At 44.0% G+C, this 22,231-nt stretch carries 23 protein-coding genes and 2 tRNA genes; 12 read left to right on the top strand and 13 right to left on the bottom strand.

Going from position 1 to position 22,231, the window contains the following annotated elements:
* Positions 1 to 69: 69 nt before the first annotated feature.
* Both IQQ51_RS22115 and IQQ51_RS22110 read right to left on the bottom strand, forming a co-directional pair.
* On the bottom strand, positions 70 to 426 hold the full coding sequence (locus tag IQQ51_RS22115; RefSeq protein ID WP_048615368.1) for a hypothetical protein: 357 nt from the start codon (positions 424 to 426) through the stop codon (positions 70 to 72).
* A 213-nt stretch (positions 427 to 639) separates the two neighbouring features.
* On the bottom strand, positions 640 to 1,887 hold the full coding sequence (locus tag IQQ51_RS22110) for a RidA family protein (protein ID WP_193842187.1): 1,248 nt from the start codon (positions 1,885 to 1,887) through the stop codon (positions 640 to 642).
* Positions 1,888 to 2,668: 781 nt separating this feature from the next.
* Here IQQ51_RS22110 and IQQ51_RS22105 point away from each other — a divergent pair.
* Positions 2,669 to 3,103, top strand: coding sequence for a hypothetical protein (locus IQQ51_RS22105; RefSeq protein WP_193842156.1), 435 nt, complete (start codon positions 2,669 to 2,671; stop codon positions 3,101 to 3,103).
* A 12-nt stretch (positions 3,104 to 3,115) separates the two neighbouring features.
* Positions 3,116 to 3,640: a hypothetical protein gene (locus IQQ51_RS22100; protein WP_193842155.1), complete on the top strand. Its 525-nt coding sequence runs from the start codon at positions 3,116 to 3,118 to the stop codon at positions 3,638 to 3,640.
* An 86-nt stretch (positions 3,641 to 3,726) separates the two neighbouring features.
* Here IQQ51_RS22100 and IQQ51_RS22095 read toward each other — a convergent pair whose 3' ends face one another.
* Entirely contained in the window at positions 3,727 to 4,611 is an 885-nt protein-coding gene (locus tag IQQ51_RS22095) for an AraC family transcriptional regulator (RefSeq protein ID WP_017067592.1), read from the bottom strand.
* A gap of 193 nt (positions 4,612 to 4,804) precedes the next feature.
* Here IQQ51_RS22095 and IQQ51_RS22090 point away from each other — a divergent pair, with 193 nt between their 5' ends.
* The 6 genes from IQQ51_RS22090 (at position 4,805) to IQQ51_RS22065 (ending at position 10,737) form a co-directional block, all read left to right on the top strand.
* The gene (locus IQQ51_RS22090) at positions 4,805 to 5,953 is read left to right on the top strand and encodes an iron-containing alcohol dehydrogenase (RefSeq protein ID WP_136978169.1); all 1,149 of its coding nucleotides are present in this window, start codon (positions 4,805 to 4,807) and stop codon (positions 5,951 to 5,953) included.
* Between the two features lie 225 nt (positions 5,954 to 6,178).
* The gene (locus IQQ51_RS22085) at positions 6,179 to 6,925 is read left to right on the top strand and encodes an amino acid ABC transporter ATP-binding protein (protein ID WP_048606287.1); all 747 of its coding nucleotides are present in this window, start codon (positions 6,179 to 6,181) and stop codon (positions 6,923 to 6,925) included.
* A complete protein-coding gene (locus tag IQQ51_RS22080; protein ID WP_009845515.1) occupies positions 6,925 to 7,722 on the top strand; it encodes an amino acid ABC transporter permease in 798 nt (265 codons plus the stop codon). The genes IQQ51_RS22085 and IQQ51_RS22080 overlap by 1 nt, the downstream gene beginning before the upstream one ends.
* Before the next feature lie 12 nt (positions 7,723 to 7,734).
* On the top strand, positions 7,735 to 8,544 hold the full coding sequence (locus IQQ51_RS22075; RefSeq protein ID WP_193842154.1) for a transporter substrate-binding domain-containing protein: 810 nt from the start codon (positions 7,735 to 7,737) through the stop codon (positions 8,542 to 8,544).
* Positions 8,545 to 8,673: 129 nt separating this feature from the next.
* Positions 8,674 to 9,600 carry an amino acid ABC transporter permease gene (locus IQQ51_RS22070; RefSeq protein WP_193842153.1) on the top strand — a complete coding sequence of 309 codons (927 nt, stop codon included), beginning with the start codon at positions 8,674 to 8,676 and terminating at the stop codon, positions 9,598 to 9,600.
* 192 nt (positions 9,601 to 9,792) lie between these two features.
* Positions 9,793 to 10,737: an ADP-ribosylglycohydrolase family protein gene (locus IQQ51_RS22065; protein ID WP_193842152.1), complete on the top strand. Its 945-nt coding sequence runs from the start codon at positions 9,793 to 9,795 to the stop codon at positions 10,735 to 10,737.
* A 64-nt stretch (positions 10,738 to 10,801) separates the two neighbouring features.
* Here IQQ51_RS22065 and IQQ51_RS22060 read toward each other — a convergent pair whose 3' ends face one another.
* Positions 10,802 to 11,686 (bottom strand): LysR family transcriptional regulator, encoded by an 885-nt coding sequence (locus IQQ51_RS22060; RefSeq protein ID WP_193842151.1) that lies wholly within the window; start codon positions 11,684 to 11,686, stop codon positions 10,802 to 10,804.
* Between the two features lie 102 nt (positions 11,687 to 11,788).
* Between IQQ51_RS22060 and IQQ51_RS22055 the strand changes: the two genes are divergently transcribed.
* Positions 11,789 to 12,400 (top strand): LysE family translocator, encoded by a 612-nt coding sequence (locus IQQ51_RS22055; RefSeq protein WP_193842150.1) that lies wholly within the window; start codon positions 11,789 to 11,791, stop codon positions 12,398 to 12,400.
* Positions 12,401 to 12,468: 68 nt separating this feature from the next.
* Here the strand turns inward: IQQ51_RS22055 and IQQ51_RS22050 are convergent, their stop codons facing one another.
* The 6 genes from IQQ51_RS22050 to IQQ51_RS22025 form a co-directional block, all read right to left on the bottom strand.
* A complete protein-coding gene (locus IQQ51_RS22050) occupies positions 12,469 to 13,656 on the bottom strand; it encodes a DUF1501 domain-containing protein (RefSeq protein WP_193842149.1) in 1,188 nt (395 codons plus the stop codon).
* Between the two features lie 8 nt (positions 13,657 to 13,664).
* Positions 13,665 to 15,026 carry a DUF1800 domain-containing protein gene (locus tag IQQ51_RS22045; protein WP_193842148.1) on the bottom strand — a complete coding sequence of 454 codons (1,362 nt, stop codon included), beginning with the start codon at positions 15,024 to 15,026 and terminating at the stop codon, positions 13,665 to 13,667.
* Between the two features lie 140 nt (positions 15,027 to 15,166).
* Positions 15,167 to 15,619 (bottom strand): GNAT family N-acetyltransferase, encoded by a 453-nt coding sequence (locus IQQ51_RS22040; RefSeq protein ID WP_193842147.1) that lies wholly within the window; start codon positions 15,617 to 15,619, stop codon positions 15,167 to 15,169.
* A 46-nt stretch (positions 15,620 to 15,665) separates the two neighbouring features.
* On the bottom strand, positions 15,666 to 16,088 hold the full coding sequence (locus IQQ51_RS22035) for an N-acetyltransferase (protein ID WP_193842146.1): 423 nt from the start codon (positions 16,086 to 16,088) through the stop codon (positions 15,666 to 15,668).
* A 99-nt stretch (positions 16,089 to 16,187) separates the two neighbouring features.
* Positions 16,188 to 16,526 (bottom strand): zinc ribbon domain-containing protein YjdM, encoded by a 339-nt coding sequence (locus tag IQQ51_RS22030; protein ID WP_004731484.1) that lies wholly within the window; start codon positions 16,524 to 16,526, stop codon positions 16,188 to 16,190.
* A gap of 180 nt (positions 16,527 to 16,706) precedes the next feature.
* The gene (locus IQQ51_RS22025) at positions 16,707 to 17,870 is read right to left on the bottom strand and encodes a threonine/serine exporter family protein (RefSeq protein WP_004731486.1); all 1,164 of its coding nucleotides are present in this window, start codon (positions 17,868 to 17,870) and stop codon (positions 16,707 to 16,709) included.
* 525 nt (positions 17,871 to 18,395) lie between these two features.
* Between IQQ51_RS22025 and IQQ51_RS22020 the strand changes: the two genes are divergently transcribed.
* From IQQ51_RS22020 to IQQ51_RS22010, 3 genes are all read left to right on the top strand, one after another.
* A tRNA-Gly gene (locus tag IQQ51_RS22020) sits at positions 18,396 to 18,470 on the top strand.
* Between the two features lie 38 nt (positions 18,471 to 18,508).
* A tRNA-Gly gene (locus IQQ51_RS22015) sits at positions 18,509 to 18,583 on the top strand.
* A gap of 324 nt (positions 18,584 to 18,907) precedes the next feature.
* The gene (locus IQQ51_RS22010; RefSeq protein WP_193842145.1) at positions 18,908 to 19,165 is read left to right on the top strand and encodes a hypothetical protein; all 258 of its coding nucleotides are present in this window, start codon (positions 18,908 to 18,910) and stop codon (positions 19,163 to 19,165) included.
* Positions 19,166 to 19,326: 161 nt separating this feature from the next.
* On the opposite strand, the gene IQQ51_RS22005 is transcribed toward IQQ51_RS22010, so the two are convergent.
* From IQQ51_RS22005 to IQQ51_RS27535, 3 genes are all read right to left on the bottom strand, one after another.
* Positions 19,327 to 19,812, bottom strand: a complete 486-nt coding sequence (locus IQQ51_RS22005) for a hypothetical protein (RefSeq protein WP_193842144.1) — start codon at positions 19,810 to 19,812, stop codon at positions 19,327 to 19,329.
* A gap of 112 nt (positions 19,813 to 19,924) precedes the next feature.
* A complete protein-coding gene (copI, locus tag IQQ51_RS22000; RefSeq protein WP_193842143.1) occupies positions 19,925 to 20,479 on the bottom strand; it encodes a copper-resistant cuproprotein CopI in 555 nt (184 codons plus the stop codon).
* A 111-nt stretch (positions 20,480 to 20,590) separates the two neighbouring features.
* Positions 20,591 to 22,231: efflux RND transporter permease subunit (locus IQQ51_RS27535; protein ID WP_228013134.1), on the bottom strand; the 1,641-nt coding region annotated here is incomplete at its 5' end.

The raw sequence follows: 22,231 nt of genomic DNA, 5'->3' as shown, positions 1-22,231 counted from the left end.
AGAAGCTTAAGACTTGAAGTTAGGTTGAGGTAAAGCAAAAAATCAGATTAATTGAACACTTTATTTTTGTTACTCAAGGATTACCCTGAACACATCGTTGTTCACGCCGCCAACATCTACTAACTCTCCCGGTTTCATTAGAAGCGAGGTGTTCAGCTGTCGTGTTGAACGTGGCTCTTTTGTTTCTCGAATCACTAACATATCGACAAAATAACCTGAGTCTTGCTTTGATATTGAGCCCGAAAACGTAACGCTTTCAACCCTATCGGCAAGGACTGAATTGAATGTTTTATCCTCTAAAACACCTGCGGAGATGGATGTATCACCATAAAATAGCGTGATGGTTGTTGGGTCGGGTACCAACTCTTGATTGGACGAACACCCTATTAGGGTAAGGCATAGCAGTAAAATGGCTCGAAATTGCATAAACTGGTTTTCTTTATTACGTTAAGCGTCTGTTTTTCATATTAAAACACTTCAACCTTATAAATACCATGTTTACGGGATAAGCTTAGGTGTGTCGATTCGATGGACTTGAGTAATGAAGTGAACGGATCAGATCTCGGCCTGTTGAGTTTGCTCCCTATTTGGAAGCTAAACCGAGATCTGATCGATATTATCGAGAAGGGTTCAATTGATTTAAGCAACAACGTCTTGTGGAGGTGTCCCTTCACAGTTAGAAACGACAGCATCAATTTGTACTAAAGCATTCATTGGGATTTCTGAAACCCCTACTACCGTTCTTGCAGGCAGCTCAGCATTAAAGAACGTGGTGTAGATTTCGTTTACCGCATCAATATCTGAAATATCCTTAAGTTGAATATTAATTTTCACCGTATCGTCCATGCTATGATCAACGCTTTCAATTATCGCCTTAATATTGTTTAAGCATTGTTCAGCTTGTTCTTTTACACCACCAGCAACAATTTCATTTGTTTTCGGATCTAAAGGTAATTGTCCTGAAATATGATTGTAGTGAGAGAAAGCCACTGTGTGCGAATAAGGCATAAATGGTGCGGCATCGGTATTATTGGCTTCTATTACCAGTAAACGAGTGTCTTCAGGTAATTGTGGCGGTGTACCGTCGCCATGCGAAACGGATGTATCAATTTGAATTAAAGCACCCATTGGTAATTCAGCGGCATTAACAACGGTGCGAGCAGGAACGTAGCTTGGGAAGAATTTAGCACATACTTCATTTACCACTTCCGCGTCTGCGATATTTTTTAGGTAGATAGTCGTTTTAACCACATCATTCATGACATGACCGATACTTTCTAAAATAGCTTTGATGTTTGATAGACATTGCGCAGTTTGCGCTTCGATACCACCATCAACCAACTCACCAGTGGCTACATCTATAGGCAACTGAGCTGAAAGATTGTTGTAGTGAGAAAAAGCCGCAGTCTGCGTGGACACAGCACTTTGAGGCGCATTATCCGTATTTCTTGATACCTTAATTAGGGCGCAAGGTGCTTGTGGTTTAGTGCCTTCACCGTTAGAAATGAGAGCATCCATTTGAACTAACGCATCGCTGTTTGGCAGTGCAGCGACACCCACGACAGTGCGTGTTGGCAGGCTGTTGTGGAAGAAGCTTTTGTAAACTTCATCAATAGCATCGATATCAGAAATATTCTTAACGAAAACATGAATCTTCACGACATCATCCATAACATGGTCGATGCTTTCAACAATCGCTTTAATATTATTCAAACATTGTTCGGCTTGATCTTTAATATCACCGACGACTATTTCCCCCGTTTTAGGGTCAATCGGAAGTTGAGCAGAAAAGTTATTATAATGAGAAAAAGCGACCGTTTGTGTAGATAAAGAATTAATTGGTGCGTTTTCAGTGTTTCTTGAGACTTTAATGATATCGCTACTCATCGGTATTATCCTTTTAATAAAATAGGTATACGTATTTATATTTAACAATCGTATTTTGAAGAATGATTAAAGTAGCGCCATGTTAGTTTAATTGTTTTAGGAGAAACGTGATAACCGTCAGGCTATCACTTGACTATAAATCAGCACGTTACAGAATAATTAGTCACAACACGACTAATTATCCGCAATACGAGCGCTAACCGAGTAATAATTTCTTTCTATTTTCAGATATATTCAACAATCATGAATACTCTCTCAGATAGAGTGAGGGATAATTTTGGTAATTTAGAAAGAATTTGATAGGTCGTTCACACTAAAATTCTTAAAAACCGCTTACTGACTGTATTGTTTGATTTTTATTCTTATATACGTGCATAAAGTCTTAACCTAAATAACTAATTATTTTAGAGCACTTTTACTATATAAATACATTAATAATAAATTAGAAATTCAAATACCAACATACTGAAATTACCTACAATTCAATACATTTGCTCATCTTGATTAACAAGGGAGTGATGTTCTCATAAGTTGTCCCTTTTCTAAGCCTGCTCTCTCAACAACAGCCTGAGTAAATAGCTCATAGCTGAAACATGTTATGCATCAGACAAATAACTCTTATGTTTCAAGGTCATTATCCAACATATGCCCACCAAGATAGTATGCACGCAACATGAAGATCACTTATCGCTTCATTACGTTTAAATCTATTTGTCGACCTCGAAGAGAGTTCAATATCAATGATTAAACGAATTTGTTTGATCAACTTGAGGATTAGAAAGTGAACAAAAGAACGAAACTGTTAGGCCTGAGCCTAGTTATGACCTCCTTCTCTGCTCTTGCTGGTGGTGGCTACATCACAGACCCAACCACTCACATTTCATTCAATTACGACAACGTGACCCTTGAGGTTGCTCATGAAGAACTTGCAACATGCCAAGGTGTTGCTGAGTCAACGCTGACAGCACCTACAGAAACCAAGAAAGGAAGCGGCGTAAAAGGCGCAGCTAAAGGGGCGGCGGCTGGCGCTGCTGTTGGCGCTATCTCTGGCGGATCTGGCTCTGACGCTGCCAAGACTGGTGCGGCGATTGGTGTTGTATCCGGTAGAGTTAGCGGCCGACGAGCAGGGGCTCAGGCCGAAGAAGATAACAAAGCCATGTATGCGACGGTGTTGAGAAACTGCATGATTGATAAGAAATATAACGCCCTGAACTAAGGAGATTCGGCAATGACAAAGCGCATTAAAACAAGAGTGTTAGCAGCTCTATTGGCAGGGTTTTCCGCTCCCTCGATGGCTGATATTGCGTTCGGCTTGGGGTATCAGGAGGGTGATAAACTCTCATCTCAATACGTCGACCTGATGTTTCGTGGTGACCTATTTGAGATTGGCGGTGAGTACCAGCACAGAAAGCGTGATGACCAACTAGAAGACTACGACCAAGACGCGATCAGTGAAGGCATGGCGTTTGTTAAGGTAGGCGCAGGTTACAGCTTCCCGCTTAAACGCATCACGGTTCGCCCTTATTATAATTTCGGCATAGGTGGCGCTCAGCTCAGCGACGAGGTTGATGATGCGGCCAACCCTGACGCAACCTATTTCAACGCCCTCGGTGTATCGACTAAATGGAAGTTTGCAGAACTCAAAATGGAGTGGAGAAACTACCAAGTGGACAGCGGGGAAGTGAAAGGCGATCCACTAGACTTCGACATTGACGAGGACACGTTTAACGTATCTATTGGTATGGCATTCTAGCGATTGATTTTATGGGACTAAGCTAAACAAACTCGTTAGAGCGGTGAAGCCTTCTACTTTCTCCCGCCAATCAACAATATAAAGAACTACACCGCTCTTGGAGTAGTATTGAAGTGGCGCTTAAATTCGCGACTGAATTGGGATGGGCTAGAATAGCCGACTCGACGTGCAGCATCGCTGATTCGCAGGCCTTCTAGTTGAATCAACTCTTTGGCTTTGTTGAGCCTAACCTTCTTCAAGTATTGAAGAGGTGATTCAAAAGTGACATTACGGAATGCATTGTGGAAGGCAGACACACTCATGTTGGCTTCGTCAGCAAGCGATTGAACAGTGATGGTTTGATCGTACTCTTCATGCACTTTAGATAGCGCTTTGGCGACACGTGCGTAATGGCCATCATGATGAGCTAAATCAAACAGCACACGCCCTTCTGAACCGGTTAATGCGCGGTAGACAATCTCTGTCACCATGGCATCGCCCAATATATTGGCCTCAATGTCGCAATGCAGCGTTTTCACCAATCGGGTAAAGCTCTCTAGCATTTGCTCTTCCATTGGCGTCGATTCTAAGCCGCTCGAGTTCTGTTTGTGCTTGTTGCAGTAGCTCTCTAGAAAGCCCTGGTCTTCGAGCTTTTTGACTAAGCTATGCAAGCGTTGAGAATCAATGCTAATCGACAAGCCAAGCAATGGTTCACCATTTACAGGCAAGGCTTCACACTCCAATGGCATTGGCACGCCTACCACAAGATAATCACCAGCAGCGTAAGTCACTGGCCTTTCGCCAATGTAGATGTTCTTTTTGCCCTGTCCGAGCATGATAATGCCAGACTGGTAAGTAAATGGCTGACGCTGATTCCCGCCACTGCTTCTATACAACCACACGCCGCTAATTTCAGTTTCTCTGATCCCTTCGAGATCATCCCAACCTTTGTGTTCTACATAAGACTGTAATAACTGAGCGAGTGTTTTCATAAGTGGCGACTTTCCATTCCAAGTGCTAAGAGTAAGTAAGCTAAAGCAGAGGAAGAATATCAAGTTTGTAGAAATAGGCAATTTATTTGGAGGAACAGCTCTTCATTGACCTAGGTTACTGTACTAATATGCAAATATAGAAATTGAGCAATAAACCAAAATAACAAATTTCGCTTTACACAAGGAATCTCTGATGCAATTTACTTACGTTAACCCTACTGTTATCCATTTCGGTCAAGGCCAAATCAATGCTATCAGCCAAGCGGTTGATACTTCAAAGAAAGTACTAGTCATCTATGGTGGCGGTTCAATCAAGAGCAATGGTGTTTACGACCAAGTTGTAGAATCTTTAAAAGATCACTCTTGGATTGAGTTCTCTGGCGTTGAAGCAAACCCAACCAAAGAGACGCTAGACAAAGCAGTCGCTCTTGTTAAAGAAGAAAACGTAGAGTTCATTATCGCTGTTGGCGGTGGTTCAGTAATCGACGGCTCTAAGTACGTTGCTGCAGCGGCTAAATATGACGGCGACGGTTGGGACATTCTAACGGGCAAACACCAAGTAACTGAAGCGACGCCTATCGGTGCGGTACTGACACTTCCTGCGACAGGTTCTGAATCTAACATGGGCGCGGTAATCACGCGTAAAGCGACTCAAGAGAAGCTTGCTTTCCTTAACCCTGCAGTACAGCCTAAGTTTGCGGTTATGGACCCAGATGTAATGAAGTCTCTACCGGAACGCCAACTGATCAACGGTTTAGTTGATGCGTGGGTTCACGTATGTGAGCAATACATCACGATGCCAACAGACGCGATGGTTCAAGACGGTTACGCAGAAACACTGCTTAAGAACCTGCTTGTACTGGGTAAGCAATACGACGAGCGTGACAACGACGCATGGCGTGCAAACCTAATGTGGACAGCAAACCAAGCGCTTAACGGCCTGATTGGTACGGGTGTTCCTCAAGATTGGGCAACTCACATGATTGGCCACGAATTCACTGCACTATGGCACGTAGACCACGCACGTTCGCTTGCGATTGTTCAACCTTCACTACTTCGCAACCAAATCGAAGCAAAACGTGGCAAGCTAGAGCAAATGGGTCGTAACGTATTTGGCCTAGAAGCGGGTGCTGATTTAGCAGAACGCACAATCGCTGCAATCGAAGCCTTCTACCACAGCCTAGACGTAGCAACCATGTTCGACGGTTACGAAGCAACGAAAGCGGCAGCAATCGACAACGTTGTTGCTCAACTTGAATCACACGGTTACCTGCAACTTGGCGAAAACCAAGCAATCACACCTGAGAAAACACGTGAGATTCTAGAGTCTGCGATTCACTAAGAATCGGGGAAATAGAGAGAAAGTAAAGATAGTGGTCATACAAAGATGAATATTCACATCTGACTGAACCCATTACTTTTTTCTTTCGTACAACAGAAGCAGCGTTCATTTTGAGCGCTGCTTTTTAATTTGCCCTACAAGATGCTATTAAATTCTCATAAGTCCCTAATTTTATGTGCAATCATATTTCTATATTGTTAAGGTAAACCTGTCTCTTTACTAGGTATGAACAACGATTTGAACAATCTCAAGGAAATGGTTAAGTTTAAGTCACTTAACAAGTGGTATGGTGATTTTCATGCCCTGAAGGATATCGATTTAAATATTGAACAAGGAGAGATAGTAGTGATTTGCGGGCCGTCTGGTTCGGGTAAATCAACCTTGATCCGTTGCATCAATCAGCTAGAACCTTTCGAAAGTGGCGAACTTTCCGTGCTAGAGCAAGTGCTCCCGAGTAAGTTCAACACACCGGGCCAAGTCGGAATGGTGTTTCAGCACTTTCATTTATTCCCCCATCTTACCGTGCTTGAGAACCTAACTCTTTCTCCAATTCGTACGCTGAAAAAAAGCAAACAAGAAGCCGAAAAGATAGCAATGCACTATCTCGAGCGTGTACACATTGCAGAACAAGCCAACAAATACCCAGTGCAACTTTCTGGCGGCCAGCAACAACGCGTGGCTATCGCCCGTTCTCTGTGCATGAAGCCGGAATTACTCTTGTTTGACGAACCCACTTCAGCGCTTGATCCGGAGATGATCAACGAAGTGCTCGATGTGATGGTTGAACTGGCGAGCGAAGGCATCACGATGGTGTGTGTCACCCACGAAATGGGCTTTGCAAAACAAGTGGCCGACCGCGTTATCTTCATGGATGAAGGACAAATTGTGGAATCGAATACTCCACAAGCGCTCTTTGAAAACCCTCAACATGAACGTACTCAAGCGTTCCTAAATCAGATCCTGACTTATTGATGTTGATTAGAATTATTAAACCCGCCCTTTCCGCTCTAGTACAAATTGTTGTATTGGTGGCTGCTGTTGTTTGGATTCTCGATTCTGGCGCACAAACCATGGGGTACAGCTGGCAATGGGAGCGCGTGCCGGACTATATTGCTTTCTATGAAGATGGCGAATGGTGGCCTGCTGAATTAGTCGAAGGGCTGTTGGTTACTATCAATATCTCGTTGATTTCTTTAGTCGCGACACTGATCATTGGTTTAACGACGGCGCTATTGAGAAACTCAAATTCTGTGGTTGGACGCACCTTAGCCACCAGCTATGTTGAGTTGATTCGTAACACGCCGTTATTAGTACAAATCTATTTGCTCTATTTTGTGTTTGGCCCCGTTCTAGGGCTGGATCGTTTTAGCACTGCCGTTTTAGCCTTGGCACTTTTCCAAGGTGCTTACACCGCCGAAATCTTCCGTGCTGGTTTAAATGGTATTGCGAGAGGACAATTTGAAGCAGCTCAATCTTTGGGTTTATCAAAGACCTATACTTACTGGGATGTGATTCTTCCTCAGGTGGTGCAACGCACCTTGCCACCTTTGACTAATGAAGTGATCTCTCTTATCAAAAACTCTTCGATTGTGAGTGTCATGGCTATCTTTGACCTAACAACCGAAGCCAGAAACATCGTTTCTGAAACCGCGATGCCATTTGAGATTTGGTTCTCTGTGGCGATCATTTATCTTGCACTTACACTTTCACTTTCTGCCGTTGCAGCTTGGCTTGAGCATAAGCTCGGAGCTAACTGGCGAACACAATAAGGATTTATCAGCATGAAGCTATTTAAAACCGCAATTACAGCCCTACTTGCGCTTGCCGTCAGTTTGCCTGCACTTGCTTCTGAAACGCCTAACCTAGACAAAATAAACGAACGTGGCTCTCTACGCGTTGGTATGTCGACATTTGTTCCTTGGGCGATGCGTAACAAACAAGGCGATCTTGTTGGCTTTGAAATCGATGTAGCGAAGCGCCTTGCCGAAGATTCGGGTTGGAAAGTCGAATTCGTTCCTACGGCATGGGACGGCATCATCCCTTCTCTACTTTCGAACAAGTTTGATGTAATCATCGGCGGTTTATCTATCACTGAAGCTCGCGCTAAAAGCGTATTGTTCACTGAACCTTACTCGCATTCTGGCGTTCAACTGGCAGCGAATAAAGAGCTAGCAGAAGGTTTTACACAAATCTCTGATTTTGATTCTCGCCGCGTAAAAATTGCTGCGCGTCGTGGTGCATTCACGGTTCAAGTAGCTCGTGAAACCTTCCCTAAAGCGAAAGTTCTACAGTTCGATGACGATGCTCAAGCATTCCAAGAAGTATTAAACGGCAACGCACACGCGGTTATCGCGTCTAGCCCGAAACCAGAGCACGAAGCGATTAAAAACGCAGAGACGCTATTTATTCCCTTCGAAGAACGCCTATCAAAAGGTAATGAAGCATTTGCAGTTCGCCTAGGTGAAACTGACAAAACAGAATTCTTCAACGAGTGGATCAAAGCACGTACTGAAGACGGTTGGTTGAAAGAGCGCTACGAGTACTGGTTCTCTACTCTAGATTGGCAAGACCAGATTGCTCAAGGTCAGTAATTAGAACTTTTTGCTAGTGAATCAAGGCAGTGCATTGTTTGCGCTGCCTTGTTTAAAACAACGAGATAGCTATAACCTCATAGCCACCTCTCACAACACATCAATTATTATCGTTTAAACAGGAATGACGTGAGTAGTACTAGCGCATTAACAACACCTAAACCCAACGTTCATATGAAGCCTTGGTATCAACGCCTTAACCTTTTAGATGGCGTGTTACTCGCTGTCATTTGTGTGTTTGCAGGCTGGCTTTATTATCGTTCAGCTGTTGGTATTAACTACCAGTGGCGTTGGGAAGATGCGTTTACCCTGATTTTCATTCCGCCTTCTCAAGGCAATATTCCTTACTTTTTCCAAGGCTTGATCGCGACACTGCGCTTGAGTTTATGGAGTATGGTGTTAGCACTCTCTTTTGGTACATTACTTGGCGTTGCAAGGCACTCTAAAATTGCTTTCTTTCGTACGCCTGCACTGATTTTTATCCAGCTGGTTCGAAATATTCCACCACTGGTTTTTGTCTTCATATTCTATTTTTTCGTTTCTAACCAACTGATTCCATTACTTGGTTTAGAAAGTATCTTACGTGAACACAATGGCGAGATTAACGCTGTTCAAGCCTTTCTGTTTGGTCCTGCTAACCTTTGGGAAAACTTAGCGTCTGGTGTTATCTGTATTGGTTTGCTCTCTTCGGCTTACATCGCAGAAGTGATTCGAGCTGGCTTAGAAAGTATTCCAAAAGGTCAATGGGAAGCGGCTGACTCGCTCGGCTTATCGGCGTTGTCTAAGTATCGATTTGTGGTTGGCCCGCAAGTATTAACGGCCATCACACCGCCATTGGCTGGCCAAGCAATCTCTTTGGTTAAAGACACGTCGATTGTGTCTCTGATTTCGATCCAAGAGATGACTTTCGTTGGTACTGAAATGGCAAACTCGTCAGGTTTGATCTTCGAGATCTGGCTGATTGTAGGCTTCGTATATTTTGCTTTATGCTTTGTGCTTTCACGTCTGTTCAAAGTAATTGAGCAACGTTCCAGTGCTTACCTTAACCATCAGTAACGTCATTAATCAGAAGTACCGACTCGCCCAACTATTCATCACCCTTACCCATTTCACCTGATTGGTTTAAGTTATTGACCAATCAGGATTTATTCCTTCATATTTCTTCTTAGAAACACAGCAAAATACTCGTCTAATCACTATACTTAACGTATCGAACTACGTTGATTCATCTCAAGGACATTGCTCAACATGGACAATCATAAAGAAAGAGCTTTTTACGCCGTTGTCGGCGCATTGGTTGGAGACGCCGCTTCAATGGGGCTGCACTGGCTGTATGACCAAGAGAGGATCTTACACGTAGCGGGTTTTGAGCCAGAATTTCGCTCTCCGAATCAGTTCGATTATCAAGACAAAGGCTACTTTGCTCACCAAGGAAAAACCGCAGGTGAACAATCGCAATATGGTGCTCAGCTATTGGCGATGGTCGACAGTTTAGTCGACAACCAACAGTACGATGAAGCGAGCTACGTCAAGCACTTCCGCTTCTGGTTTGATTTTGGTGGTAGTTGGCGAGGCTATATTGATAAAGCGACTCGTATGAGCTTGTTGAACATCCATCAATTAGAATTGGCAAACGCCCCAATTACAGCGTGTGGCGCGGATGATACACAGCTCCCCGCAGTCTCAAAGATCATTCCATTAGTGGCGTGTACTTATACTTCTCACACCTTACCAGCTATGGTAGAGAGCGCGGTACGAGTGACCAACAATAACGACAAAGCCGTCGAATGGGCGCAGGCCATCACTCTACTGGTTCAAGCGGCGATTCAAGGCAACTCGCCACTGCAATCGGTAGAAATGGTGCGACAAACTTGCAGCAAGTTCATACACGATCAAATCGACGAAGCACTGGCTGAACCAGAGCTTTCGATTACAGATGCCGCGAAGAAGTTTGGATTACATTGCGAATTGAGCGCTGCGTTCCCCTTGCTGATTCGCATCATTGCAGGTGCTCAGAGTTATCAACAAGGTATTCGAGACAATATCTTATGTGGCGGTGACAGCTGCGGGCGTGCGATTGTGATTGGCGCGGTATTAGCGGCGTGTTTCTACGAAGAAGACGGTGGAATTCCAACCGAATGGCTAAAACAAGTCAAACTCAATGGCGGTGTGCTGTCTTTGCCTATTGAGTGATTCCCACAATAGCGAACTAGAGCCTGACATAAGACAAGCACACTGCTAGGTCAGACTATCGTTCCTATAAAGTTGGAACACATTGTGACAACTCATTCTTTAGCCAAACCACAAACGGGCTTTCTGGTTCATCGTGCTTGTCATCTTGTGTGAGCAATATGTACTGGTGACCGGAAGGCACAAAGCCGAACGGTGCGATTAAGTTGCCTCTATTCAAATCATCAACCACCAATGGATAAGAACCAAGAGCCGCTCCTAGCCCATCAACGGCCGCTTGAAAGCAGAAATAGAAGTGTGCAAAGGTCTGGTTTGATATAGCTTGCGACACCAATCGGCGATCAAATTCACTATCTTTGGTGATGGATGCCCAGTGGCTCCAAGCGTTTGGTCGCGTGCTACTGTGCAGTAATTTCACATCGGCTAGCTTGTCTTTGACCTGTTGCCAATAATCAGGCGAGAACACAGGACCAACCCATTCTTCGACTAACGGAATCTGTTTGTAATGTTCGGTTACGTTGAAGTCGTCTCGGCGAATGGCCATATCTAATCCAGTTGCGCCTAATGTCACAGGTCCACCTGCGGTAGACAATCGGACATCAATTCCGGATTCGTTATAGAAATCACCGAGTCGAGGCATTAACCAACGCATGGTCAATGTGGGTTCGCATGAAACTTCCAAGGCTTGATGATTCAGCTGATTAAGCTTATGGACTCCAGTATCCAAGGCTTGGAACGCTTGCTCTGTGTACCCTTTGAGTAATTCCCCTTCTTTGGTGAGACACACATTCCTGCCCTGTTTGTAGAACAAAGTTTGGGACAAGTGATTTTCCAATACCTTGATCTGCTTACTCACCGCGCCATGTGTGATATTGAGTTTATCCGCCGCTTCACTGTAACTGCTCGAATGCGCTGCTACGTGGAAAATATGAAATGCTTTCAAATGTCTCATGTGTGATTTTTTCTCACAGATAGGTAGAATTCATTTCGATTATAAGCAGCAATAAAAAACCATACAATGCTGGCTCATCATATATAAAAAGTTGGAGTCATTATGGAGTGGTTAAGCCTAGCAGTATTGGGACTATTGATTGTTATTAGTCCAGGCGCTGATTTCGTTTTAGTTTTGAAAAACAGTGTCAATCAAGGAAGACAAGCAGGCATTTGGACTGCAATAGGTGTGAGTTTAGCGATTTGTGTTCACATCAGTTATTCAATGCTTGGGATCAGTTACTTAATCTCACAGAATGAGCAGCTGTTTGACATGATCAGATACGCAGGCGCAGCCTATCTTATTTATCTAGGACTAAAAGGTATCTTGAGTGCGGACAACAAGCTTGCACCTATGGAAGATGCAAAGCAAAGCACCAGTGTTTGGCGCTATTTAGCCCAAGGCTTTTTATGTAACGTGCTCAACCCAAAAACCATGTTGTTCTTCTTGAGCATCTTCAGCCAAGTCATTTCACCTGATGCAGAAAACCAGCATGTCGCACTCGGCTATGGGCTTTATATGATCGTTCTTCACGGCTTATGGTTTGGAATTGTCGCTATGCTGTTTACTTCGAATGCATTGCAAAAACATCTATTGAGAGCAAAGAAAAGGCTTAATCAAGCGTGTGGATTTGGCTTAGTGACGTTCGGAGCACTGTTGGCGATCAAATCGTAAGCAAGCGAGTCACAAATAGAAAGCGATTCAAACGACTGAATCGCATCTAACTGGGTCTTGGTAAACCTCTAAACAAGATTCATCGGTCTAATATCGGCACTATCAGGGAAGATAGTGTTGAGTTGTTTCACTTCTACCGATAAGTGTTGGTAGAGCACGCCCTTGATAACGGAACGCATATCAGTCGTTGGACTAAGGTCTCGGCCTTCATATAGCTGGCTTTGGCTCAAGCCCGGCCAATTGGCAATAACCTTACCACCCGCTCCTTTCAACGATGGCAGCGCACCACCCGCAACAAACATGACGTTGCCAGTACCGTGGTCGGTGCCTTTGGTGCCGTTTTCTTTTGCTGTTCGACCAAATTCACTGGCCGCGATGATCACTGTCTTCTTCCAACGATCACCTAGTGAAGCCTTGAGAGCCGCTAACCCAATATCCAAAGTTTTAAGTTGATTACTCAACCGACCATTTACGTTGCCTTGATTAGCGTGAGTGTCCCACCCACCAAGTTCTAACGCTGCGATGTTTGGTCCGTTATCAGCCGATAATATGTCGCCTGTTTTACCCATCAATGATTTAAACTGTTTGCCGACACCTTGGTCGCCTACCAGTTGATCTATCTTCATGACACTTTCGAAGTTTGAAGACAGCATTTGGTCACTTTGAAACAACTCTTCCAGCAGTTCTGTTTGTTTATCACGTGTTTTTAAGCGGTTTGGGTACCAACTTGCCACGGTCGATTCGCCCTGCATGATGAGTGGTAAGCCCGAATCAATCGCTATTCCATCGTATTTTTCTGAGCTCAACGTGAGTAAACGGTTAATCCACCCTACGGTGTTAAACGGGTCGGAAGTGCCGTTCTCTAATATCTTCTGTCCATCAAAATGTGAGCGCTCGCGATAAGCGGTTGAACAAGCGTGCACAAAGCTGAGTTCGTTACTTTCATACCATTGATGGCACTGCTTTAGGGATGGATGAAGTCCAAAGAAATCATCCAACTTCAGTAACTGTTCTGGTTTTAATCCGATGTTGGGTCTCAAATTAGAGTAATCCGGATCGGCATGCGGCACTACAACATTTAAACCATCCATCGCGCCACGCAGTGATACCCAAATGAAGATATTGTCTGAACCTGTTTTGGCAAAGCTTGGAAATGGCACCATCGCACTGACGCCAACAGCCGCCGCAATGCCCATGAACTGACGGCGGTTAATGCTATGTGGCGCTTTATTCTGAGAACAATCTGGCTTTTTCATACCCACTCCTAACGATATTGAAACTGCGGGCTTAGCCACAACAGGGAAAGTTGCATTGCAGCGCTGTCGGCTTTGTTCAATACAATTTGGGTGTGTTCATCAATAGCATCGCCATATAAACCCGTGATCACTTTATCCACTAGCGCTTTCGGTTTAACTCCCGACGCTTTAGCCGATTTTATTGCAGCAGACGCAAGCCTATTCGCAACTTGCATACGTTGAGTCAACGCCGAAGGACTATTGTAGTCTCTGTCTTGATCCGACCACCCTGCAGGTGAACCCGGTTTAAAAGGAGGCTGCCCTAAATTGTTAAGTGCATTGAATGCCTGTTTCTCGTTTAAAGAAATGTCGGCACTACGAAGGACGGCAAACAGCCACTCCTTCGGCGGTCTAAAGCGATTAGGGTTAGGTTTACTCGCCTCAGCGCTGTTCAATAACAAGCGATAGATAGGCAGTAAATCTCCCTCGCCTTTCAGATATTCAGCAACCATTTGCTCTGAGAGTTCTTTAGGCGTGTCGCCAATGAAATGCTGGCAAAGCTTGCCAACCAAGTGTGTAGCAGTGTCTTTGTGGGTCGCTAAGGTTTTTAAACACGACTCTCCTTGCGAGACGCCGGATTGAGAATAAGCCTTTCCAAGCAGTGTGATACTTCCCGGCTCATGCAGGTTATTAGCAAATCGAAACCCAGCATCAGGAGATTTGAATTTAATGCCCCAGCCTGAGATGGCTTTTGCTAAAGCAATAACATCTTGCTGAGTGTAAGAACCATCAACGCCAAGAGTGTGGAGTTCTAAGATCTCACGAGCGAGGTTCTCATTGAGCCCCTTATTACGGCGCTTTCCGACTTTTGAATTGGGACCAATCGAGAGTTGATTGTCGAGATAAAGCAGCATCGCAGGATGTTTAGAAGAAGCCATCAGCATGTCGCCAAAGTTACCATTCCAATGCTGGCGAACCACATCGTTTTCTATACTTGCTGCTAAGGGCATCAGTTTTCGATTATCGACCGAGATAGCGAAGTGATTGCTCCAAAACTGAATGATGCGCTCTTGAAAACCATAAGGGGTATCAACGCTTTGTAGGTGGCGAGCTTGAGCTTGTTGTCGATACTGCGTTCGAAGAAAAGACTGCGCTTCTTTCTTCATAGCTTGCATCTGTTGTTCGTCACCCTTGGCCTTCATTCGTTGTACACGATTCTCTCCTACTTTAATCAGAGTAGATTCGGTACTCGGTAAGTCTTGTATGGCTTGGTGAACGAATGGCTTTTTATCCAACTGTTCTACAGGAGAATAATAGGTTGTTTGACCTAGTTTCGGCCCAAAGCCAAACCTTTGTTCACCCACGATTTTTGAAGTCGGGTAATAATTCATTGCACACTCCCTTACGCTCGATCTTTTCTAAGTGTAATCGCTTAGTCATCAAGCATAGGGAGCTTTACAAGGTTTTACGTTAGATGGGTGTCAGGTGCCTATCAAGTTACCGACACGGTGTGATCATTTTGAATGAATGTCTATTTACGCCACATATAGACAAACTGGTCGTTTTGCGAGGTGATTTCAAAGCCAAACCTCAGATACAACTGCCCAACTCGATTACCTTGCAGGTAACAAAGTTCGACGGGTTTATTGAGGCTGTCAGCCTTAGTTAAGCAATCTTTCAGTACTTGGCTGCCAACGCCCTTTCCATGATACTCAGGCAGTAAGAAGAATCGGCAAAAATAAAAGTGCTCACCTTTATCTTGCAACAACACACTCCCAATCGCCTTGCCTTGATATTCAATGATTTCAGGCCGTTCTTCTGACCACTCTTCGGCGTGTATATCTCGTTGAACCTGCTCATCCCAGCCAAATACGGCCTTGATAGGTTCAAACTCAGCGGCTTTCTTAAGCTCGAACAGAAATTCATAATCTGATGACTGAGCAGGTCTTGTTGAATGCGAAAGAGCAGCTTTAACCATGTCCATATAATGTTGATTCCTGTTACTTTTCTACCGGGTTTAGTTACCAAGCCTAAGATAAGTGCATGGTGTATTCTTGATGTCCTGTGTGCTCATCAGTTTGTTCGCTCACAATAGAGAAACCTTGAGACAAATAGAACTCAATGGTCGCTTGGTTCTCTTTATACACATTCAAAGACAGATTCGGGCATTCAAGTTTCGCGTGTTGGATAAGTTGCTTACCAACACCACAACCTTGATGCTGCGGGCTCACAAAGATCGCAGCTAAAATCCCTTCATAAAGCGAATAAAAGCCACGAACCTCACCGTCTATTTTATACACGTAAGTTATTGATGCTGGGATGTATATATCGCGCATATTACCCACTTGCGACTCCCAGAACTCAGGAGCCACAAAATCATGCGCCTTGATCGAGGCGGTTAACCAAATATCTATAACGGTTTCAATATCGGCTGGACGGTATTCTCTGATCATCTTCATTCTCTGAAATTATTGCGGTTCAATATGCGAATCAGTATGCCGAGAAGCGACTTAAACTTATTGAAGATTTACGACAATTGTTTGAAACAATGGCTACTGCTTCTTAACGTACTTCGCCGTAACCAGCATTTCACCGCCGCCATCCAGCTTGCAATCTAGTTGGTGATCTTTGCCTTCATTAATTCGTCTGATTACCGCTTTAGTACCGATTTTCAATACGCTAGAACTGCCTTTAATTTTTAGATCTTTAATGAAGGTAACTTTATCTCCACTTTCCAATACAACGCCATTCACGTCCTTAACACGCGCGGCTTCTCTTTCTAAACGCTCTTCTTCTGGGTTCCATTCGTAGGCACACTCAGGGCAGATTAGGTTGTTTTGGTCTGGGTAGACATATTCAGATTGGCATTGCGGGCAAGGAGGTAGAGACATACGTTAATACTTCATTTAAATAGAATTTGTTCCATTTTAATGGCTCTTGTCAGGCTTAGCGAGCATAAATCTAACAAGTTTTACGAAGAGTTAATTGTCTTTAAAAAAAGAGCCGTACCTAAAACGAACAAACACAGCCGCTAAGCTGTGTTTGTTTAAAAACTTGAGAAGCGAAAAGGTTTAACGTTCGACTTTTGGTGAGTAAATCGAGTAAGCGGTGATTTGCCCTGCCACGATTGCAGAGAACATGAATAACGCCGACAAACCAATACTCGGGATAGGCAGAATCGATTGTTCAAACACCGACTGGCTGGCACTCACTAATACTCGGCTACCCGGAACCAAGATGATGATCCCTTGCACGATATAAATAGAGCCCGTGAGCTCCATCTTTTTAGCAATCCAAGTTCCGTACAAAGTAATAAGAACCGTTGTCACCCAAGTACCGACAACCCAACCACTATCAAAACCTAGATAGAACGGTCCCCACATACCGAGAACGGCAACTGGCAAACCAAGTAAGATGTCTTTAGGACGTGCATTGAACATCACACCGATAGACACAGAAATCAGCACCAAGCCAGATATGTGCATCCACATCGGTACCGCATTGGTATAGTCGATGGAGACCGCTTGTCCCCATATCGCTTCACCAATATTGAGCCCCATGATAATCCCGACAAACAGCTTAATCAGCGTTAAGGCACTCTGCCCTAGCAAGCTGGTACCAGAGACTAAATCATTAAACGCCAAACATTCTAATGCGTTGGCTATGGATAACCCGGGGACAAACAAGACAATCGAGGCGATACACAACGCCCACACCGGAATCGGCAACCCTGTGCTCGCCAGAAACGCCACGAAGATACCCGTTAACAGTGCCGAGATGAATTCAACCGCGATAGCGCGACGTGAATGAAGAACTTGCTGACATACCCAAACCATCAAACCCAATAACGCAGAAAAGCCCACCGCTTCCAACGTACTGCCCACCAGCATCAAATAGGCCGGCGGAATACCCATATTGGCAAGTGCAGTCACAAATTTAGAGTAGCCGACAGGCTCTGGTACAGGCTCACTACTTGGCTGGTTAATACGAATGATCGTATTGGCCAACAAACTCAGGTTAATTGACGCAGGCTTTAGACGCTTAAGAATAACGGCGTTGTTATCGTCTGGAAATTGATAGTTAATCGCAGTTGGCGTAGCTTGGATCATCACATCAACACCATGCTTTTTTGCATAGAATTGAGTGTATTTCTCTAGCTTGTAAGGAGCACAGCCACTGCGGTGAAGAGTGTCACCAATTTCAACAATTTTGTTAATTCGGAACTGAGAAGGCATGGGTATTTTAGGGGAGACAAAATGTGCGGCAAATGTACCAAACGATAGACGGAATGACGAGACTTTTGCGTGAATTATCAACTGAACTCGTTACTTTTTTCTGCAAAGCCTTAGAAGTGCCTATAACTCCACTCATTTGGGATTAGTTTACTGAATGTTTTGACCGGCTGATAAGTTAAATTTATGCATTCAGATTGTTATTAGTGGACGCCAAAACACAAATAAAAATCAGTTTATGTTAACACTCCAAATTCCTTAATTTTCATGAGATTTATGACAGCCAAGTACCACTAAAACAAGTTTATAAATTAAGGCGGATTTATCGCAAAAAACAGCATGACATTTACTATTATTTCTCGCCCTCCTTTTTTAGAGATTTTAGTCACATTTTATTCACTCTGAAAACGCCGAATATGATGGAAAAACTAGCGGAGTGGTGGTTATGCGAGCACTTAGAATAAAAATGAAAGAAAAAGGTTTCGTTTTCAGTTAGATGTGGCATTATCAAACTCGTTAAGACGATGTGCGTGCATCGTATAATGGCTATTACCTCAGCCTTCCAAGCTGATGATGCGGGTTCGATTCCCGCTGCACGCTCCAAGTCTCTTAACGCCTCAGTCTTACTCATAAGACAGTGTGCGTGCATCGTATAATGGCTATTACCTCAGCCTTCCAAGCTGATGATGCGGGTTCGATTCCCGCTGCACGCTCCAACTTCTCCTTAAGATCCATGATGTACTTTGTTCCAGCGACACACTATTCAAAACCTTTCTCCGTTAGTTAAATCCATAGTCATTAAATCTATACTGATTAAACTTATTTTGTTTAAGTTTAGATTGACCAATCAACGCTAAGTGACCAACCAAAGCTATTAACTCCTTAAATCGCTTCGTATTTCTGACACCTATCCAAATCACACATGCAGTTCAGCTTTTAATGATTTTCAAAATTGTTCCAATTTAATAATCTTGGTCAATATCTGGAAAAACAGTTGTGGTAATGTGCGCGCATTAGCAACAACCCATAAATAATAAAAAATGTTTAAAAACAATGAGTTAACAATTAGCATCGAAGCAATTAATGTCGCGCTAGCAAAAGTAGAAAATGCCAATAAAATTCAGCTAGATACATTGAAAGGTTATGTGAACAGCGAGCCTGAAAAGGCTGTACTGGCTTTTCGATCGCTGAATGAAGCAGAATCAATCGACGACAAGTTTAAAAAGATCATGACAGAGCTACCGCACCTAAGCGGCGAAGCACACCACCTGCTTGAAACTTCTATCTTGCTACAGTGATTCTAACTACAGATAAGCCTCAGCCAATACAAGTTAGTTCATGTATTCCTGAACAGGTTGAGACTTATCTTTAACTGGTCATAATGTTTAACCAATGACTTAGCGGTCACACAAAGCTGTGCTGATAGGTTGAAATGAATTGGTGATGTTAGGCCCTCGCATTACTCCCAGAAGTTCCACCACTTTTTGCTGTTTTCTTCACGCTGCTGTTGGCCTTTCTCTGACCCTTTTCCTTCTTCTTTACGCTCTTGTTCCGCTTTCTTACCTTTCTGCTTTTCTAATCCCGACTTTTCTTCGTCATTATCCATATCATCTTCAAGCTTTTCTTTCTTATCTTTGAGCTTCTCTTTACTCTCTTCGAGGGCTTCTTTCTCTTCTTCCAAATCGTCGAGTTCTTTATCTAGCTTCTGCTTATCTTTTTTATTCTTACTTTTTTTCGCTTTCTTCTTTTTCTCTTCGATCATTGAATCAAGCTGCTTCTCACGATCATCAATTTCGCCTTCAACTTTTTTAGCTTCAGCGAACGTTTTTACTTCTTCTAAATCGGGCTTACCTTTACCAACCCACTCAGGTTTAGCTGCAATGCTATGGGTCGACCACGATAACAAAGCACTCGTCACTGCAAGCACTAGAATTGTTTTATTCATCTCTAAACTCCTATTCCTATAGTCTTTTAAAGCTAATACCTAAATAGCACTAAAACAAGGTAGCCATACCTAGCACTCATCCCTTTGAACTAGATATGGCTTGTGTATCACCTTATAGCGTTAACGACTTCACCATACCCGCTTCAACGTGACCAGGAATATTGCACGCGAACTCTACGTTATTATCACCATGGAAATGCCAAAGCATCTGTTTCGCTTTGCCCGGCTTAACTGTAACTGTGCTGCCCGAGTCATGAGCGTGATTACCCATGTTTTTCATCATTTCACGGTGCTCTAACTGCTCTGAAGCAGAACCAATCGAGAATTCGTGATCAATCTTGCCTGTGTTCATCACAACAAACTGCACCACGTCGTTCGGCTCAATATCGACCTTGTTCTTAAATGTGATTTTCATATCGTCACTTAGCAGAACATGAACCACTTTATCCGGTTTTGCGCCTGTCGCGGGCATACCCACTTCAGACATGCCTTCCATATTCATCATCGAATGATCCATCTTTCCATCCTTCATCATGCTGTGATCCATTTTTGAATGGTCCATCTCTCCATTTTTCATCATCGAGTGGTCCATATTTGAATGATCCATTTCAGCAAAAGCCGTTGCAGTAGTTAATGTCAGTGCAATCGCAATAAGTGTCTTTTTCATGATCGTTCCTTAGATTAATTCAGTTATTTATTTGTTTGTTAGTTTCACATATTCATGTTGTACACCCTTACCCACTCTGTTTTTGGTCAGTAAGGGCTAATAATCAGTACGTTATTTGTTTGTCTCGTTTTGGCTATGCGTAATCTCACGCTGTTTCCAGAGCTTAAAGATTGCAGGCAACACCAGTAAGGTAAGCATCAGTGCAGACGCCATTCCGCCTATCATCGGTGCTGCAATTCGCTGCATCACTTCAGAGCCCGTTCCTTCGCCATACATAATTGGAATGAGGCCAATAATCACCGTAAGTACTGTCATCATCACTGGGCGGACACGTAGCCCTGCCCCTTCACGAATGGCATCAGTGAGATCGGCTTGTTGAAGTGTTTTCTGGCTCTGTTCGGCATCGAGCTTTTTGAAGTGCCACGCTTGGTTGAGGTAAACCAACATGATCACACCTATCTCAACCGCAACACCGGCAAGGGCGATGAAGCCAACACCCACCGCAATGGAGAAGTTGTAATTGAGGATATGCATCAGCCATAGGCCACCAACCATTGCGAGTGGTAATGTCAGCATGATCATCATCACCTCACCGACACGGCGGAAGCTGAGGTAGAGCAACAACATGATGATGGCTATAGTGATTGGCACAACGACACTCAAACGCTCCTTCGCGCGCTCCATGTATTCGTATTGACCAGACCATGCCAGTGAATAACCCGCAGGTAAGACGATTTGATCGGTAACGACCTTTTGCGCCTCTGCCACATAAGAACCAAGGTCGCGCCCTTCGATGTCGACGAACACCCAACCATTAGGACGCGCATTCTCTGTCTTGATCATTGGTGGACCATCTTCATATCGGATATCCGCGACATCAGACAAAGCAATACGAGCACCGTTTGGGGTTACTAACGGTAGGTTCTGCAACTTGACGACAGAATCACGATAGCTTTGTGGATAACGGACATTGATAGGATAACGCTCTAGCCCCTCGACGGTTTCGCCTACGTTCATGCCACCAACCGCAGTGGAGATGACCTGTTGCACTTCTTTGATGCTTAACCCGTAACGAGCAGCAGAGCGGCGTTTGATGTCTATCGTCACATAACGACCACCAGCCACACGTTCGGCATACACAGAAGCCGTTCCGCTAACACCATTTAAGATAGGTTCAAGCTGAGAACCAATATCTTCAATAACGCTCAGCTCAGGGCCAGCGATTTTGATACCGATTGGGGTTTTTATGCCGGTCGCTAGCATGTCGATACGAGTTTTGATTGGCATAACCCATGCGTTGGTCAAACCCGGGAATTGAATCAGATCATCAAACTCTTTACGCAGAGACTCCGTGGTGACACCGTCACGCCACTGATCTCGCGATTTAAGCTGAATCACGGTTTCAATCATGGTTAACGGTGCAGGATCGGTTGCAGTCTCTGCTCGACCAATTTTGCCCCACGTGGTTTCGACTTCTGGAATGGTTTTGATGAGCTTGTTGGTTTGTTGCAACAACTCACGAGCCTTACCTATTGAGATGCCCGGATACGTGGTTGGCATGTACATCAAATCTCCTTCGTCCAAAGGAGGGATGAACTCGCTGCCAAGCTTACTGGTTGGGTAATAAGCAGACGCCATTAAGCCAAGTGCGATAACAATCATCACCTTGGGATACTTTAGGCTGAGGTTTAGAAGCGGTTTATACATCGCCACTAGGCTGCGGTTTACTGGGTTTTTGTGTTCAGGTAGCAC

Source organism: Vibrio sp. OPT18 (assembly GCF_015163615.1).
In the GTDB taxonomy this organism is placed as follows: domain Bacteria; phylum Pseudomonadota; class Gammaproteobacteria; order Enterobacterales; family Vibrionaceae; genus Vibrio; species Vibrio coralliirubri.
The sequence above is the reverse complement of the archived record's forward strand: the minus strand, read 5'-3'. Positions and strand labels throughout refer to the sequence as shown.

Excerpts from the sequence above, each read along its gene's own strand:
- IQQ51_RS22115 (WP_048615368.1), bottom strand. The coding sequence starts at position 426 with ATGCAATTTCGAGCCATTTTACTGCTATGCCTTACCCTAATAGGGTGT.
- IQQ51_RS22110 (WP_193842187.1), bottom strand. The coding sequence starts at position 1,887 with ATGAGTAGCGATATCATTAAAGTCTCAAGAAACACTGAAAACGCACCA.
- IQQ51_RS22100 (WP_193842155.1), top strand. The coding sequence starts at position 3,116 with ATGACAAAGCGCATTAAAACAAGAGTGTTAGCAGCTCTATTGGCAGGG.
- IQQ51_RS22095 (WP_017067592.1), bottom strand. The coding sequence starts at position 4,611 with ATGAAAACACTCGCTCAGTTATTACAGTCTTATGTAGAACACAAAGGT.
- IQQ51_RS22090 (WP_136978169.1), top strand. The coding sequence starts at position 4,805 with ATGCAATTTACTTACGTTAACCCTACTGTTATCCATTTCGGTCAAGGC.
- IQQ51_RS22085 (WP_048606287.1), top strand. The coding sequence starts at position 6,179 with ATGAACAACGATTTGAACAATCTCAAGGAAATGGTTAAGTTTAAGTCA.
- IQQ51_RS22080 (WP_009845515.1), top strand. The coding sequence starts at position 6,925 with ATGTTGATTAGAATTATTAAACCCGCCCTTTCCGCTCTAGTACAAATT.
- IQQ51_RS22075 (WP_193842154.1), top strand. The coding sequence starts at position 7,735 with ATGAAGCTATTTAAAACCGCAATTACAGCCCTACTTGCGCTTGCCGTC.
- IQQ51_RS22065 (WP_193842152.1), top strand. The coding sequence starts at position 9,793 with ATGGACAATCATAAAGAAAGAGCTTTTTACGCCGTTGTCGGCGCATTG.
- IQQ51_RS22060 (WP_193842151.1), bottom strand. The coding sequence starts at position 11,686 with ATGAGACATTTGAAAGCATTTCATATTTTCCACGTAGCAGCGCATTCG.
- IQQ51_RS22055 (WP_193842150.1), top strand. The coding sequence starts at position 11,789 with ATGGAGTGGTTAAGCCTAGCAGTATTGGGACTATTGATTGTTATTAGT.
- IQQ51_RS22050 (WP_193842149.1), bottom strand. The coding sequence starts at position 13,656 with ATGAAAAAGCCAGATTGTTCTCAGAATAAAGCGCCACATAGCATTAAC.
- IQQ51_RS22045 (WP_193842148.1), bottom strand. The coding sequence starts at position 15,026 with ATGAATTATTACCCGACTTCAAAAATCGTGGGTGAACAAAGGTTTGGC.
- IQQ51_RS22040 (WP_193842147.1), bottom strand. The coding sequence starts at position 15,619 with ATGGACATGGTTAAAGCTGCTCTTTCGCATTCAACAAGACCTGCTCAG.
- IQQ51_RS22035 (WP_193842146.1), bottom strand. The coding sequence starts at position 16,088 with ATGATCAGAGAATACCGTCCAGCCGATATTGAAACCGTTATAGATATT.
- IQQ51_RS22030 (WP_004731484.1), bottom strand. The coding sequence starts at position 16,526 with ATGTCTCTACCTCCTTGCCCGCAATGCCAATCTGAATATGTCTACCCA.
- IQQ51_RS22025 (WP_004731486.1), bottom strand. The coding sequence starts at position 17,870 with ATGCCTTCTCAGTTCCGAATTAACAAAATTGTTGAAATTGGTGACACT.
- IQQ51_RS22010 (WP_193842145.1), top strand. The coding sequence starts at position 18,908 with ATGTTTAAAAACAATGAGTTAACAATTAGCATCGAAGCAATTAATGTC.
- IQQ51_RS22005 (WP_193842144.1), bottom strand. The coding sequence starts at position 19,812 with ATGAATAAAACAATTCTAGTGCTTGCAGTGACGAGTGCTTTGTTATCG.
- copI (WP_193842143.1), bottom strand. The coding sequence starts at position 20,479 with ATGAAAAAGACACTTATTGCGATTGCACTGACATTAACTACTGCAACG.